Source organism: Paracoccaceae bacterium (assembly GCA_033344815.1).
Taxonomy (GTDB): domain Bacteria; phylum Pseudomonadota; class Alphaproteobacteria; order Rhodobacterales; family Rhodobacteraceae; genus Roseobacter.
The window spans coordinates 2059864-2074557 of sequence record JAWPMR010000001.1 but is presented as its reverse complement, the minus strand read 5'-3'; the positions used below and the strand labels follow the sequence as shown (position 1 = coordinate 2074557).

15 protein-coding genes are annotated in these 14694 nt (G+C 54.0%); 9 read left to right on the top strand and 6 right to left on the bottom strand.

Annotation, left to right across the window (positions count from 1 at the left end):
• Positions 1–21: 21 nt before the first annotated feature.
• The 3 genes from R8G34_09660 to R8G34_09650 all read right to left on the bottom strand — a co-directional run bounded on the left by R8G34_09660 (position 22) and on the right by R8G34_09650 (position 3320).
• Positions 22–1155, bottom strand: a complete 1134-nt coding sequence (locus tag R8G34_09660; protein ID MDW3223134.1) for a hypothetical protein — start codon at positions 1153–1155, stop codon at positions 22–24.
• 183 nt (positions 1156–1338) lie between these two features.
• Complete coding sequence (locus tag R8G34_09655; GenBank protein MDW3223133.1) at positions 1339–2130, bottom strand: TfuA-like protein; 792 nt, start codon at positions 2128–2130, stop codon at positions 1339–1341.
• Positions 2127–3320: a YcaO-like family protein gene (locus R8G34_09650; protein ID MDW3223132.1), complete on the bottom strand. Its 1194-nt coding sequence runs from the start codon at positions 3318–3320 to the stop codon at positions 2127–2129. The genes R8G34_09655 and R8G34_09650 overlap by 4 nt, the downstream gene beginning before the upstream one ends.
• A gap of 199 nt (positions 3321–3519) precedes the next feature.
• Between R8G34_09650 and R8G34_09645 the strand changes: the two genes are divergently transcribed.
• The 7 genes from R8G34_09645 to R8G34_09615 all read left to right on the top strand — a co-directional run bounded on the left by R8G34_09645 (position 3520) and on the right by R8G34_09615 (position 11865).
• A complete protein-coding gene (locus R8G34_09645) occupies positions 3520–4368 on the top strand; it encodes a LysR family transcriptional regulator (protein ID MDW3223131.1) in 849 nt (282 codons plus the stop codon).
• 96 nt (positions 4369–4464) lie between these two features.
• Positions 4465–5700: a 3-sulfinopropanoyl-CoA desulfinase gene (acdA, locus tag R8G34_09640; GenBank protein MDW3223130.1), complete on the top strand. Its 1236-nt coding sequence runs from the start codon at positions 4465–4467 to the stop codon at positions 5698–5700.
• Between the two features lie 120 nt (positions 5701–5820).
• The gene (locus R8G34_09635) at positions 5821–7236 is read left to right on the top strand and encodes a tetratricopeptide repeat protein (GenBank protein MDW3223129.1); all 1416 of its coding nucleotides are present in this window, start codon (positions 5821–5823) and stop codon (positions 7234–7236) included.
• A gap of 119 nt (positions 7237–7355) precedes the next feature.
• Positions 7356–8027 carry a GntR family transcriptional regulator gene (locus tag R8G34_09630; protein MDW3223128.1) on the top strand — a complete coding sequence of 224 codons (672 nt, stop codon included), beginning with the start codon at positions 7356–7358 and terminating at the stop codon, positions 8025–8027.
• A 106-nt stretch (positions 8028–8133) separates the two neighbouring features.
• Positions 8134–8982 carry a glycosyltransferase family 2 protein gene (locus R8G34_09625; GenBank protein MDW3223127.1) on the top strand — a complete coding sequence of 283 codons (849 nt, stop codon included), beginning with the start codon at positions 8134–8136 and terminating at the stop codon, positions 8980–8982.
• Between the two features lie 338 nt (positions 8983–9320).
• Positions 9321–11096 carry an aspartate--tRNA ligase gene (gene aspS / locus R8G34_09620; protein ID MDW3223126.1) on the top strand — a complete coding sequence of 592 codons (1776 nt, stop codon included), beginning with the start codon at positions 9321–9323 and terminating at the stop codon, positions 11094–11096.
• Positions 11097–11154: 58 nt separating this feature from the next.
• Entirely contained in the window at positions 11155–11865 is a 711-nt protein-coding gene (locus tag R8G34_09615; GenBank protein ID MDW3223125.1) for a GNAT family protein, read from the top strand.
• Here R8G34_09615 and R8G34_09610 read toward each other — a convergent pair.
• Entirely contained in the window at positions 11862–12581 is a 720-nt protein-coding gene (locus R8G34_09610) for a response regulator (protein ID MDW3223124.1), read from the bottom strand. The genes R8G34_09615 and R8G34_09610 overlap by 4 nt on opposite strands.
• 158 nt (positions 12582–12739) lie before the next feature.
• On the opposite strand from R8G34_09610, the gene mce reads away from it, so the two are divergent.
• Together mce and R8G34_09600 are read left to right on the top strand one after the other, a co-directional pair.
• The gene (gene mce / locus R8G34_09605; GenBank protein MDW3223123.1) at positions 12740–13144 is read left to right on the top strand and encodes a methylmalonyl-CoA epimerase; all 405 of its coding nucleotides are present in this window, start codon (positions 12740–12742) and stop codon (positions 13142–13144) included.
• Between the two features lie 15 nt (positions 13145–13159).
• Entirely contained in the window at positions 13160–13456 is a 297-nt protein-coding gene (locus tag R8G34_09600) for a DUF1467 family protein (protein ID MDW3223122.1), read from the top strand.
• On the opposite strand, the gene R8G34_09595 is transcribed toward R8G34_09600, so the two are convergent.
• Positions 13410–14111, bottom strand: coding sequence for an EI24 domain-containing protein (locus tag R8G34_09595; protein ID MDW3223121.1), 702 nt, complete (start codon positions 14109–14111; stop codon positions 13410–13412). The genes R8G34_09600 and R8G34_09595 overlap by 47 nt on opposite strands.
• Complete coding sequence (locus tag R8G34_09590) at positions 14108–14686, bottom strand: nitroreductase (GenBank protein MDW3223120.1); 579 nt, start codon at positions 14684–14686, stop codon at positions 14108–14110. The genes R8G34_09595 and R8G34_09590 overlap by 4 nt, the downstream gene beginning before the upstream one ends.
• Positions 14687–14694 lie beyond the last annotated feature (8 nt).

Sequence of the window (14694 nt, the reverse complement as noted above, 5' to 3'; positions counted from 1 at the left end):
TACTTAGCGTATTCTCGTTTTTCAGTCCAATGGAACAATCGTACGTACCGAATTTGCGTGACTATCCTTGCCTAAAGGTTCCAGTTGCGGGCCAACTTCGACATAGCCAATATCGCGCAGTTTAAAATTTCCTTCTATGAGGCGTTCAAACCGCCCGCCGGTATGCGCGCGGTCAACGTCGAGAAAAACATCAGCGACATCAACGAAATTCAGGTCCTGTCGGCTCAGTCTTTGCCAGGTATCAGCCAAATATGTACCCAGAATATCACGCGCATCCAGCAGCGCCATTTTGAACTTATCCGGATTGGCGGCGTAGGCTTCGTCAAACAGGTCCTGCATTACTGGGGCATATTGCGATGTCGCCAGAAGCTGATCTGACAGATCCTCCATTTCGGGTGAAATGGCATCGTAATCCAGCAGCATTTCGTGAAAAAGATCGACTAGAATATCAAAGAATGCCCCGGTCAAAGGTTGCGAAAGGTGGTGTTCCTTGACCCAGCCCTGGGCAAATTCGCTCAGCCGTTTGTCATTTGCCGCGATCCTGATCTGCTTGTTTTCTGAAAGTTCCGCCATCCGGTTCACGGCGTTCAGCATGTAAAGATTGCCGCTGGTATTCTCCAGCAGCAGGTCCACCAGGGAATTGAAATGCAGTGAGGATAACAACGCGACAAGATCGGCGGCACTTTCGTGGAACCCGAAGTATTCGCCTGTGACATTGTTCGGATCTGGCACGCCGATCTCGGAATAGATGATCGCGTGACCTAGTTCATGTGCGATTACATCGAAGTTCAAACTGAAAGGTTTCAGAATGCCCGTCGAGAGATCCACACCCATTTCAATGAAACCATACCCGGAATAGGCGTTCTCCAGCGAGTGCAGAATGGTGAGCTCAAGGCGATCATGTGTCTTGTCGCTTTGCCACGGGATCGGGCGATCAAAATAATCCTCCCAGATGTCCATCACAAAGCGCACGGTACCAAACAGATGCGCTGTTTCAAACTGAGGCGTGCCAGGTTCCAGATAGTCAAAGTGACCTTCCGCATCCGGCATTGCCATTGGTTCTATTGCGCCTTGCCATGGTGGTGCGAGGACTGCGGAACCATCAGGCGCAATGCCGTAGGGATCTTCTTTCCCAATGGGAAAAATAGTGTACATACGATCATCAGAAGGACCCGGCGCAAGGCTGCCGGCGGGTGAAGAAACCTCAACAATCTCAGGCTCTCGATAATCGTCCAAAAATCGGGGTTGGGGGAACAATTTGAACCGCGTTCCGGCCATGATACGGTGTTCTCCAGTTGCCGTTGCTCCCCCATGGCTAACGCAAAAAAGAGCTTCCGTCTATTCGTCCAATGCGGTTATGGACCCAAGCAGCCGATACCCGTCTTCCTCAATGTTGGGTTTGGATCTCTCTCGTTGGCGCCAGACCTTTGTGGCATTGAGCCAAAGATCGGTTTCCTCAAAATGATAATTTGGCTGGGGGAGTTCGAACTGACCGTTCTCAAGTCGATCAATAAGCGCCATCGCGTCTAACTTCTTTTGGTCAATGCCGTGGGTTTTGATCCAGTTGCGCAGATCATGAGCCTCTCGCTCTGACAGAATACTGGAGTCTACTGCGCCAAAGACGCTGTCCCAGGTCCGGGTTTTGTAGAACTCTGATTTCGCCAACTTCAGAATCTGTTCTGTTTGAGAATGCGTTATGCTTTTGGCCTCGCGCGCAGCCTTGAGCGTCGCACGCACGTTTACCATTGCAAGACTTAGCGCGGGGTATCCAACTTCCTGCGGGCCGTGCAAAAGCGCAACTTCATCGTCATCCTCCAGCTTTTCGTCACGGTAGTCTTCGAAGATCGCGCCGACACCGATCATGCCAAAGGCTTCCAGCTCTGCCGCCCGAAGCGCCCCCATACTGGAAGCGCCCATGACGGGAATGCCTTGCGCCATGGCCCATAAGATTTCCTTGTGCCACAACGCAGGAACACCTTCGAAATACCCGTCAATAACACCAATCGCATCCGGTTTTTCCAAAGCGGCCAGATAGATATCCCCTTGTTGAGCGGGGGGGCGTATCTCGATCTTACCCATGCAGGGCGGTTTGAGCGTTGCAATGGACGGGCCCGCGAGGACGATTATCATATCGTGATCCGACCCCTTGCGCTCTTTGCCCTGTCACCCAAAATGTACGTGGCATCGTCGTGGGGCGCTTCCAGACCCGGAATGACCACCCGCACCACCGGGATCCCGAATTCCCTGCGCGTCAGGTCGACAACGGTAATTTCTTCAATGCCCGCCGCGCCGAGTTTTGCCTTAAGCCACTCAAGATCGGCCTGCAGGGTTCTATTGACGACTCCGGTCATTGCACTGATTTTGCGCATCTGTGGATGCTCGATCAGCAAGTCGGCAAAGGAATCGTTTTTGTGCTGACGTCCTTGCAGACTGTATTCGTCGTGAAACAAGTCCTCCCGTGCCCCGGTGATATAATTCAACCGGGTTTGTGCGGCTTCGTTCATGGCACGGTGCAATGCCGTTTCCGGATCCGGATGCGTGCCTGAACCAAGGCCAATATGCCCCGCCGCGGTGTCGTTTTCATAAATCAGGCAGAGTACAGTTGGCACACCAACATCACTTGTGACATCCCACATTGCACAGGTCAGTCCGGCGTTTGAGTATTTTTCAAGGGTCGCGACATGCCCTGCAGCGGTGAGCGATCCCGGATCAAGCCGGGTTGCGCGCCGTGCATCGACGGGCAAGTGATACCACACGGACAAGGCGTCCCGTTCAATCACCTCGCAAATCGCATGGCAGGTCGCTTCGAGGAAATGGTTGCCCGAGGCCAAACCGTTTGTGCTTGCCGGGAAGAATCCGCAATCGCCCGAAACCGGGTGTGTGTAATCTGCGTGGACCATCTCCAGGGGCACCAGTTTTTCCGTTTCGCTCATCAGATCCAGAGCTTTGACCCAATGCATTCGCATCGTCATGGGCAAATCTGGTCCCGGCGTTCGCGGCAGTCGGGATAGATCGATCATTTGATGTGTTCGCGAAAGATCTGCGGCGCTGGCGTAGTAAACCTCGCCTTCGAAATGCTCAGCGTGCCAGATCTCGATGGCCTCCATAAGGGCGGATGTTTTGGCGTGAGCATAGGTTCGCCCCTTGCCTTGCGAGATTGCAATAGATCGCGCATTGGGTCGGATTGCGATCGCGACGGGAATATTGACTCGATCCAGACCGGTTACATTGGCGATGCGTGTGATGCCAAACTCATGCTTCATGGGCAGGATGCGTGCCAGTGTCTCTTCTACGGAACATACCCGATGTGATGCTTGCATTATTTGCTTTTCGGGGCATCCCTCTAGGTCCATCACGTTTCTGCTCTCTGTTGTTCATCTGTATTCAAATCATAATTGCGACTGATCTGGAATGGCGTTTTGTGCTGGCCGACCCGATCCGATGGACCCGCGGGACGTGGTCATTTAGTATTGCATGAAATTGTCCAGGGCGCGCTAAAAGGTATTGGCTATTGGTTCCATGAACATTCTTCAGATGCGCATCTTGATTGCCGTGGTTGACACCGGATCTTTTGCGTCGGCGGGAAAGGCAATAGGCCGTTCTCATTCGGCAATAAGTCTTCAGATCAAGGGATTAGAGGATGAATTGGGCGTTGTCCTTTTTGATCGTACTGCCCGGCCTCCGATACCGACGCTCAAGGCGCGTGCCTTGGTGGACCACGCGCGCAAAGTCGTGGCTCTCTTTGATTCCTCGCATGACGTGGTTCAAGGCCAATTGGTTCGCGGACGTCTGATCGTTGGTGCCGTTCCGACGGTATTGAGCAGTTTTCTACCCGGTGCCTTGGCCGAACTAAAAGCCCTGCACCCGGAATTGTCCTTTGATGTGCGTAGCGGCAGTTCCGATAACCTTGCCAAGCAATTATCTCAGGGTGGGTTGGATGTTGTTGTTTGCACTAAACCACCGCATCCTGTGCCAGGGCTCGAATGGCACCACATCGCGCATGAACCGCTGGTCGTCATAGCGCCCCAAGACGCCACTGGCGACGCAAATGCGCTGCTGACGTGCCAACCCTTTATCTGGTTCAATCGCAAGACATGGGCTGGCAGTGATATCGAGGCACATTTGAAGTCGCGCGAGATCTCGGTCAATGCGACAATGGAAATTGACTCACTGGATGCCATTCGGGTCATGGTGCGCGAAGGATTGGGTGTGGCCATTGTTCCGGTATGCCGTGGACAATCAGGTGTTTGGCCTGGGTTAAGATCAGTACCGTTTGGTGATCCTCCGCACATGCGGGATATTGGTGCTCTGGTAATGAACGGTGCCGCTACGGATGCATTGATACAAACCTTTCTGAATGCCCTTTAACATTGGAAAAACTTACGAAAATAAATCGAAAAACTCGTTACCGTTAAGAATGCAAATGATGTAGTATATCAGCAGTTCCCCAATCGGAGTTTCGTGATGTTCGACAGATTTGTTCAAGACGATCCGCTGCATTTTCTGACCGATGATCAAGCCGAATTGAAGCAGCGTGCACGCGCCTTGGCCGAACAGGTGGCAAGGCCCTCAGCTTTTGAAACAGACCGAACAGAAGCCTATCCGAGGCAGGTCGTGACTGCGCTCAGCCAAGCCGGTTTCATGGGAATGTCTGTTCCCAAGGACCTTGGAGGGCAGCAGCTATCCTGTTTTGAGGTCGCTTTGGTTGTGGAGGAACTTGCCCGCTGCTGTGGCGTTTCTGGTCGTATTGTCGTGGAGGGAAACATGGGTGCGGTGGGCGCTATTTTGGCCTATGGCACCGCGAAACAGCGCAAGACAGCCGCCGAGCATGTGCTGTCTGGCGACAAACCCGCGATTTGCATTACCGAGCCAGGCGCGGGAAGTGCCGCGACAGAAATGACAACGACTGCTGTTCGAAATGGCGATAAATGGGTGCTTAACGGTTCCAAACACTGGATTACGGGCGGTGGAGTGTCGCGCCTGCACTTGATTTTTGCCCGCGTTATTGAGGACGGCGTTTTCAAAGGGATTGGCGGTTTTATGGCGTTCCTGGGTGAGGCAGGCCTCGACATTGGCGCGCGTGAACCGACGATGGGGCTGCGTGGCATTCCGGAAACCGCCGTTCATTTTAACGACCTGACTCTTCCATTTGACCGGCTGATCACACCACCTGAAGGCATCGAACGGGGATTTGCGGGATTGATGAACGCCTATAATGCCCAGCGTGTTGGGGCGGCGACGGTGGCGCTTGGCATTGCGCAGGGGGCTTTCGAAGCAGCCTGTGAGCATGTCAAACAGCGTGAGCAGTTTGGCAGACCCATCGCCGAATTTCAGGGTCTTCAATGGATGTTGGCAGATATGTCGATCCAAATCGATGCCGCGCGCATGATGATTTGGCGCGCTGCCAAAAGTGCCGAATATCAGGAATCAGGTTTCCCTGAACCGATGCTTGCCGCTCAGGCGAAGGTTTTTGCATCGGAAATGGCCGTTAAAGTTACGAATGATGCATTGCAATTGCACGGTGCTGGCGGCTATTCCCGTAACAATCCGATCGAGCGCATGGTGCGGGATGCGCGGATGTTCACCATCGGTGGCGGAACTGCGCAGATGCTGCGTAACCTGATTGCGGGCAAGGTTTTGAACATAAAAACCCCACAAACACGGGATGGTTATGCGGCACTTCACCGCCAAGCCGACTAACAATCGCGCTCTCGCCAGCTGACAAAACGATAGATTTTTCGTGAGTGTGTCGATCCTGAGTGCAATTTCGGGTCAAGCGACTATTTTGCGGTTAAACCGAATTGTTAAGGACCGCGCCTGATGATCGTTCAAACAGCTGCCAACAAGCCATTGCCTTGTGTTGATGTAAGAGGCGTCCCAGTCTCGTACCGCGACCGCGCCGCCATTGGTGGTCTTGAGCGGGCAGTCGTCATGTCATTGTCCTTTCGCGGGGATGCAATCGCCGAGATAGACGAGATACTGGCCGAACATCCGGATTTTCTGATGGGATGGCTGTTCAAGGCCGGTTGGCTGACTCAGGCGATGGAAACCCGGATTTACGATCTGATGGTTGAAAGTCTCGCGCAGGCAGAGAGGTTGCTTGCCGGGGCGAATGATCGCGAACGTGGCCATTACGAGGCGGTCCGCGCATGGGTGCAAGGCGACTTCTTTGGCGCCGTGCAAAAATGGGAAGCGGTTCTAACCCAGTATCCGATGGATCTTCTCGCTCTAGAATTGATCCACTACACGATGGTTTTGCTGGGCGATGTGCCGGGGCAGCGCGATGTTGTGGCGCGTGTGTTCAACCTTTGGGACGAGAGCATCCCGGGCTACGAATTCGTGCTCGGTTTCTACTCATTCGGGCTCGAAGAGAATCGCGATTTTGCCCGTGCAGAAGAGCTGGCGCGTCACGCCTTGTCGATTCGTCCGGATAATCCCTATGCAGTCCACACGGTTAGCCACGTGATGGAAATGCGAGGCCGGCAAGCAGGTGGAATCCGTTTCATGCGCGAACACGCGGGTATGTGGGGGACTTCCAATTTTGCCAACCATCTTTGGTGGCACACGGGGCTCTATCATCTTGATCTCGAACAATATGATGAAGTGTTCAATATTTTCGATACCCATCTCGATTCCCGTAATAAGGATGGTCACAAGTATGAAGAACTGGATGCAGCTGCCCTTTTGTGGCGCATGAATCTGGTCGGGCAAGAGGGGGGTGATCGCTGGACCCATCTGGCCAACAAGTGGGAGCCTGCCGCCCAAGACACGTTATATGCCTTTAACGACGTGCACGCGATGCTGACCTTTGTGTCCGATGACCGGGTGGACGCCCAGAAAGCTTTGCTCTCCGCAAACGAGCGTTACGTCGAGAGCGCGTCGGATGCCAATGTTGCGATGACGCGTGAAATCGGGTTGCCATTTTGTATGGCGATGCAGGATTTCAAACGCGAAGATTATGGCATGTGCGTGGATCGCCTGTTGCCGGTCCGGTACATGACCCACCGCCTTGGGGGCAGTTTTGCGCAACGTGATATCATTGGATGGACATTGCTTGAGGCGGCTTTGCGGGCGAAGCGGTTCGATCTGGCACTTGCACTGGCAAACGAACGTACCGGGACAAAACCGACTTCGGCGCAAAACTGGCGTGCTGTAGCGCGGGCTTTCAAAGGTCTCGGCGATCAAGGTCAGGCAGACCGTGCCACCGCAAAAGCCCAATCCCTGATCGCAGCTTAGGATGCTTTGTCGTCGCTAGCATACGCCGGCGATGAGGCCGCTTGCATTTTTGCACCGTTTCGGGCCTTCATTGAGTACTGCGAGGCGACTGCAAGCCTCAGTATCAAACTGGAGCGTTCTTGATCGAAACCAAATCCCCATCCCATGCACAACGCGCGTTAAATGCGTTAAGAGAGATGGTGTTCTCGGGACAACTGGCCGCCGGATCAAATCATTTGGAATCCGAACTCGCGCAGCTGCTTGAGATGTCCCGCACGCCTGTGCGCGAAGCTGTTCTCATGCTGGAAGCACAGGGATTGCTTGAGCTGCGCCCGCGCAAGGGCGTACGGATTTTACCGGTTTCGCCTGACGACATGCGCGAGATTTACGATGTCCTGACCGAACTGGAGAGCCTTGCAGCAGAGCGGGCCGCGCAAAAAGGCTACGGTTCGGAGGAGTTGCAAGACTTGGCGCGCGCCATCGAAGATATGGAGATCGCCGTGGCGTCCAATAGTCTTGAAGACTGGTCGAAAGCAGATGACCGCTTCCACACGGAACTGGTGCGCTTGGGTCAAAACAGTCGCATAGAGACGATTGTCATGATGATGCAGGATCAGGTGCGCCGCGCCCGCGCAACGACCCTGTTCATGCGTCCCGTGCCGTTGAGGTCAAATGAAGCTCATCGCCGTGTTTACCAGGCCATTGAGCAGGGCGACGCCAACATGGCGCGCGCAGCCCACCGCGCGCATCGCCAACAGGCGCGCGAGATGCTTGTCGAGTTGTTAGAGCGTCACAGGTTGCATGCGCTCTAGGTTTTTGGTTCCTTATGGTCTGGCACCTGTTGGGTTTTCCCGCTAGTTTGAGTGTCTTGGTCAACCCTTAACCACGCAGGCATTTATGCATGACCGTCTCAGAATCGTGTCTGTTACCTACAATAGTGCTGAGGTCATAGGGGCGTTTTTGTCGTCGGTTCCGAAGGGCATCGAAGTAATCGTCGTTGATAACAACAGTAGTGATTCATCTCGCGAGATTGCGGAGCAACTGGGAGCAACAGTGGTCGCATTGCCGCGCAATATGGGGTTTGGAACGGCTTGCAATCGCGGTGCGGCAGGCAACAAGAAAGAGTTCGTTTTCTTTTGCAATCCGGACTCTACGCTGACCCCGGACTGTTGCAAGTCTTTGATCGGAGCGGCAGAAATACATCCGCAAGCGGGCGCGATGAACCCGGCGATCCTGAATAGCAAGAGCAAACTGAGACTTGATCGCAGATCCGCTCTCATTTCGCGTGCTGAGTATACAGACCGGCGGTATGCGGCGCCCGGGAACAAAGACAGCGTGCAGGTGAATATCCTGACGGGCGCTGCTCTCTTTTGCCGACAATCCGCTTTTGAGGACGTGGCTGGGTTTGACGAAAAAATCTTTCTTTATCATGAAGATGACGACCTGGTTTTTCGGATGCGTCAAGCGGGTTGGACGTTGCGAATTGAACATGGCGCTACGGTGACTCATCTGGGCGGAAAGTCATCGGGTAGTGCGGCAGAAGGGGCCGCGCTCAAGGCGTTTTTTATCGCGCAATCAAGAATGTACGTGGAGCAAAAGCACGGCATTTCCATGCCGGCGCCACGGGCGTGGTTCAGGGCCGTCAGCAAGTTGCTGTCGCCTCTCAATTTGATTTCTGCGCGCAAGCGAGCGCAGGCACAGGCCTACTTCAAAGGCACATTGCGATTTGACATGAACCGGTATCAAAAAGGCGACTACATGCCTTGACACCCATTCTCGGGATCAGTCGGTTAGCAATGGCCGGTTTGATAGTGCGCCTAGGTGTTCTAATACCGCTAGAGATCTTGAATTCTTAGGGGTTGCCGTGGTTTTCAGAAGATCGCGGTCCTTTCGACTTCTTGATTTCTAAATCTGCTTACGCGACGTGGCAAAACTGGCATGCAATCAACCGAGTCGTAATCAAGCTGCCCTTACTGGAAGCCTGCTTGCACCAGGATCGAGGAAGCGGTCAACGGACAGAGTGGAAATCTCTTCGCGGATACCTTGACTTCCCCTTGCTCAAAAGGTGTATCTGGCGCGAAATCTGACCCTGAAGGGATACGCCCATGCATGCCTATCGCAGCCACTCCTGCGCCGATCTGAACGCGAACGATGTTGGCGAGAAAGTACGTTTGTCCGGATGGGTACACAGGGTTCGAGATCATGGTGGCGTTCTGTTCATTGATTTGCGTGATCACTATGGCATGACGCAAGTGCTTTGCGACCCTGATAGTGAAGTGTTTACGCAGGTTGAGAAAGTGCGCGCAGAATGGTGCATTCGCATCGATGGCGAAGTCAAAGCTCGCGATGCTTCCTTGGTGAACGCGAAAATTCCGACCGGCGCTATTGAGGTCTATGTTCGGGATATTGAAATTTTGGGTGCAGCTGCTGAACTGCCCCTGCAAGTTTTTGGCGATCAGGAATACCCCGAAGAAACGCGCCTGCGCTACCGCTACCTCGACCTGCGCCGGGAAAAAATGCAGGCCAATATGGCGTTGCGATCGGATGTCGTATCCTCGATTCGCCGTCGAATGTGGGAAAAAGACTTCCGAGAATTCCAGACGCCGATCATTACCGCTTCAAGTCCGGAAGGCGCGCGCGATTTTCTGGTCCCGTCCCGGTTGCATCCGGGCAAGTTCTACGCATTGCCGCAGGCACCTCAGCAATTCAAACAGCTTTTGATGGTTTCTGGCTTCGATAAGTATTTCCAGATCGCCCCCTGTTTCCGGGATGAGGATCCGCGTGCGGACCGTTCCCCTACCGATTTTTATCAGCTCGATCTGGAAATGAGTTTTGTTGAACAACAGGACGTATTTGACACCATCCAACCGGTGATGACTGGAATTTTTGAGGAATTTGGCGGCGGCAAGAGCGTTGATCAGGACTGGCCACAGATTTCGTACAAGGATGCTGCTCTTTGGTACGGTTCGGACAAACCCGATTTGCGAAATCCTATAAAGATGCAAGTTGTGTCGGAGCATTTTGCGGGCTCCGGTTTCGCGATTTTCGCCAAGCTGCTGGAGCAAGAGGGCACCGAAATTCGAGCCATTCCTGCGCCAACAGGCGGCAGCCGCAAGTTTTGTGACCGGATGAATGCGTTTGCGCAAAAAGAAGGCTTACCGGGGATGGGTTACATTTTCTGGCGCGACCAGGGCAATGGTATGGAAGCCGCCGGTCCTTTGGCAAAAAATATCGGGCCCGAACGTACCGAGGCCATTCGCCTCCAACTCGGTCTGGGCATTGGCGATGCAGCGTTCTTTCTGGGTGGAAAGCCAAAGACATTTGAAACGATCGCAGGAAAGGCGCGAAATGCGATTGGCGCAGAGCTGGGCTTGACCGATGAAAACAGGTTTGCCTTTGCATGGATTGTTGATTTCCCGATCTATGAAAAAGACGCCGAAACCGGCAAGATCGATTTTGAGCACAACCCGTTTTCTATGCCACAAGGGGGGATGGCCGCATTGGAAGGTGATCCACTGGATGTACTCGGGTACCAATATGATCTGGCGTGCAATGGATACGAGTTGGTGTCCGGTGCGATCCGGAACCACAAGCCGGAAATCATGTTCAAGGCCTTCGAAATAGCAGGATACGGCGAGGACGAAGTGCGCAAGCGTTTCGGTGGCATGGTCAACGCATTTCAATATGGCGCACCCCCGCATGGTGGATGTGCCGCTGGAATTGACCGGATCGTCATGTTGCTCGCTGACGAAAGTAATATTCGCGAAGTGATCCTGTTTCCAATGAACCAACGCGCAGAAGACTTGATGATGTCCGCTCCGTCAGACCCGAGTAGTGACCAATTGATGGATCTTGGGTTGCGCGTCATCCCGCAAGACTAAGTGTCAATTCATGATGGAATTGGTTGGCGTGAGGAGCATTAGATTCTAACGTGTGCATATGAAATCGATAGATCTTGGTATGCCGGTTCCCGACTGGACGCCCCCTTGTGAACCGGTAGGCGCGCCGATGCGCGGGCAATATGCCCAGTTAGAAAAGCTGGATGCAGATTTGCATTCCGTATCGCTTTACCAATCCTTTGAAAAGCAAGACACTGTTTGGGATTACTTGCCCTATGGCCCGTTTGCGTCATTCGAGCTTTACCGTCACTGGGTCCACGAGACGGTACAGGACAAATCCACTGTTTTCTACGCTGTCCGAAATCTTGAGTCCGGAAATTGGGAAGGCGTTGCAAGTTTTCTGCGCATAGATCCAAGAAACGGTTCCATCGAAGTGGGGCATATCAATTACAGCCCGTCACTCCAGCGCACGCGAGCCGCGACAGAGGCGATGTTTCTGATGATGCAATGGAGCTTTTCCCAAGGCTATCGGCGTTATGAGTGGAAATGCAATGCGCTCAATCTGGGATCGCGCCGTGCTGCACAAAGATATGGGTTCAGCTTTGAAGGCGTGTTCCGGCAGGCCACAATCGCCAAGGGTCATAATCGTGACACCGCCTGGTTTGCCGTGATTGACAGCGAGTGGCCCGCCCTGAAAACAGCATTCGAAACATGGCTCGCGCCTCAGAATTTTGATGCAAATGGCGTCCAGCGCAAGCGCTTGGGCGATCTGACACGTTCGGTACGCGTCGCCAGTGATCCGGCGCTTTAGATCGCGAGTTTTTGTGTTAGCCGCTCTTGGATCAACCCGGCAATTGCAGCAGCTTCGTTGCTGCTGGGTTCACCGGACGCCCGTTTTTGAGCGAGGTCAGTAGCCGCTTTTTCCAAGATGTGATCATGGGCAGAGCGCGCGACACCACCCACGAACTGCGCTACGTAGTCCAAGGCCTGCTCATCTGCAGGATCTTGCAGGACGTCGGCGATATGCGCCATGTCATCCTGGAACGCCATACGATCAGGCTGGATCACTTCGTCAGAAAGCTGACGCAAACCACTGGGTTGGCGATCTGCAGGCAGATTAGACAAGACCTCCTGCTGAAACGCGGCAAGCGATGTTATCGGTTTTTCCAAAAACCCGTCTGCGCCTGCTCCCATGGTCACTGCATGGCCATCCAAATCGCCGGATGTGCCCAATACGACGTCAACACGTGGTTCAGTCTGCGTGAGCTCTGTAATCAGGTCGACACCGCTCCCGTCCGGCAAGCCAAGATCCACAATCACCACGGACGGGCGATACACTTGCAAATGCCGTCGCGCAGAACGTAGACAATCAGCCCGACGAATGCGGGCTCCGCTGCGCAGGCATAACAATCGCATCGCTTCACAGGCAAAACGGCTGTCTTCAATCACCAAAACCGTCAGGCCCAAAAGAGGACGTGTTGCGGTGGGCGCAGGTACTGTGGCGGCAAAAGGATCCGTCTTATCCATGATCGACTCCGGGGTGACTCGGGTTTCGACTCAACATGGCGTACATATGGCTAACAGCGCGTTAATTGCTGCCATAGAACTGCGGTAGTGCGTCCCTTGCATCCAGAGAGCAGCACAAGCATAAGCGCCGCAACAGATACAACAGGGGAGTTCGTCTCATGATTGGCAGATTGAATCACGTTGCAATGGCCGTGCCGGATCTGAAGGCCGCGGCGGATCAGTACCGCCACGCCCTGGGTGCCAATGTCGGTGCTCCGCAAGATGAACCGGATCATGGCGTCACTGTAGTATTCATCGAATTGCCCAATACCAAGATCGAACTGCTTTACCCCTTGGGCGAGAACAGCCCAATTCAGGCTTTTCTGGACAAAAACCCTTCCGGTGGCATGCACCACGTGTGTTATGAGGTTGACGATATTCTGGCCGCCCGGGATCATTTGGTGGCGACAGGTGCGCGCGTTTTGGGGTCTGGCGAGCCCAAGATCGGTGCTCATGGCAAGCCGGTGTTATTTTTGCACCCCAAAGATTTCAACGGTTGTCTGGTTGAGTTGGAACAGGTCTGAAGAGGGAGCAAAATCATGGGAATTACGTCAGCGATGGTGTTGTTTGCGGTGATCTGGTCGATGACTTTTCTCATCGTGTTGCCCATTCGCGTGCAGACACAAGGGGATTTGGGCGAAATTGTCCCGGGCACACATGCGGGCGCGCCAGAAGTTCACAACCTGCGGAAAAAAGCGTGGATCACGACGGCGATTAGTGTGGTTTTATGGGTCATGATTTCGTCCATTATCATTTTTGAAGTCATCACAGTGCGCGATCTGGATTGGTTCAACCGCGGGGCGCCTGCTGCGTCAGCAAATGAAACAAGTGGGTAAAAGTCGCGGCACCTAAAATAGGGATCACCAGATTCAGCAGCGGCACGGACAGCGGGATCGCCATCAGGAAACCTGCCATCCATATTTTCAACATGTGACGGGAGCGTAAGGTTTTCGCCTCTGCGCGACCCACGCGACGCATGGCAGCAAGCGTGAAGTATTCCCGACCCAGCAGAAAGCCATTCAGGCCCCAAAAGATCAAAGGTGCGGCTGGCGCAAAAACCAGATACAACACCAACGCCAGAATATTGGCGCCAAGTAGCACTCCTAGAAAGTTCACCGTGTCGCGCAGCGCGTCGCCGAAAGGAACGGAATTTGCTTTTGGCAAGTTCGGGTAGTGTTCGTCTTCCACCGCCTGAGCGACTGTGTCGAGAAACATGGAGGTGATCGCCGAAGCAACGGGCACCATAAGAAAGGTCGAGAGAACGGCCAACAGTAACGCGGATCCCCAGCCCACCAAATCGTTCAACCACGTGACTTCGCCGATGAACGGAAGCGACGTCTGATCCCCGACCATGCTGCCCACAAGCCAAATGAAAACGGTCGAAACCGCGATCAGGAGCGCCAACGTCAGCGCAATGCCAAGAAGTAGAACGCGGCGAAACCGCGGGTCGGTCATTTGCCCCAGAGCGGCAAAGAAAGCATTGAAGATCATTCTGTCACCCAGGTCGTGATGCTGTCCAGATCTGGCCGTGGTCGATCCGGCGGTGTTGAAGTCTCTGTTCCAATGTGGATAAAGCCTGCGATTCTTTCATTCAGTTGCAGACCCAGAGCGTCTTGCATGAAATCCCGGTCATGGCTTGGCCATCCGCTCAGCCAATTTGCGCCCCAGCCCGATGTAAGTGCTGCGTTCAAAAGCGCTAGGCATACGGCGCCCGCAGAATAGGTTTGCTCAAGTGCGGGGATCTTTTCGGTAGGTCTTTGAACTTCGATGACAGCAACGGCCAAATGCCCCTGATCGAATTGACCGCGTCCTTTGGTGACCTGCTCCGCGTCCAGTCCAAGTGCGCGCCCGCGTGTTTCTGCAACTTCGGCCAGTCGCGCCATTGCCGGTTTTTCGATTACGATGAAACGCCAGGGTTCGAGCTTGCCATGATCCGGCGTGCGGGCGGCTGCTTGCAACAAAGGTTTCAACTCTGCTTCTGAAGGAACAGGCGTTGTAAGGGTTTTGGCAGGCCGAGATCTTCGGGTCAGCAGAAAGTCGAGGGCTTGCGGGTTCGCAGTAGGCATAAGGATGG

Excerpts from the sequence above, each read along its gene's own strand:
- R8G34_09660 (MDW3223134.1), bottom strand. The coding sequence starts at position 1,155 with ATGTACACTATTTTTCCCATTGGGAAAGAAGATCCCTACGGCATTGCG.
- R8G34_09655 (MDW3223133.1), bottom strand. The coding sequence starts at position 2,130 with ATGATAATCGTCCTCGCGGGCCCGTCCATTGCAACGCTCAAACCGCCC.
- R8G34_09650 (MDW3223132.1), bottom strand. The coding sequence starts at position 3,320 with ATGCAAGCATCACATCGGGTATGTTCCGTAGAAGAGACACTGGCACGC.
- R8G34_09645 (MDW3223131.1), top strand. The coding sequence starts at position 3,520 with ATGAACATTCTTCAGATGCGCATCTTGATTGCCGTGGTTGACACCGGA.
- acdA (MDW3223130.1), top strand. The coding sequence starts at position 4,465 with ATGTTCGACAGATTTGTTCAAGACGATCCGCTGCATTTTCTGACCGAT.
- R8G34_09635 (MDW3223129.1), top strand. The coding sequence starts at position 5,821 with ATGATCGTTCAAACAGCTGCCAACAAGCCATTGCCTTGTGTTGATGTA.
- aspS (MDW3223126.1), top strand. The coding sequence starts at position 9,321 with ATGCATGCCTATCGCAGCCACTCCTGCGCCGATCTGAACGCGAACGAT.
- R8G34_09615 (MDW3223125.1), top strand. The coding sequence starts at position 11,155 with ATGAAATCGATAGATCTTGGTATGCCGGTTCCCGACTGGACGCCCCCT.
- R8G34_09610 (MDW3223124.1), bottom strand. The coding sequence starts at position 12,581 with ATGGATAAGACGGATCCTTTTGCCGCCACAGTACCTGCGCCCACCGCA.
- mce (MDW3223123.1), top strand. The coding sequence starts at position 12,740 with ATGATTGGCAGATTGAATCACGTTGCAATGGCCGTGCCGGATCTGAAG.
- R8G34_09600 (MDW3223122.1), top strand. The coding sequence starts at position 13,160 with ATGGGAATTACGTCAGCGATGGTGTTGTTTGCGGTGATCTGGTCGATG.
- R8G34_09595 (MDW3223121.1), bottom strand. The coding sequence starts at position 14,111 with ATGATCTTCAATGCTTTCTTTGCCGCTCTGGGGCAAATGACCGACCCG.
- R8G34_09590 (MDW3223120.1), bottom strand. The coding sequence starts at position 14,686 with ATGCCTACTGCGAACCCGCAAGCCCTCGACTTTCTGCTGACCCGAAGA.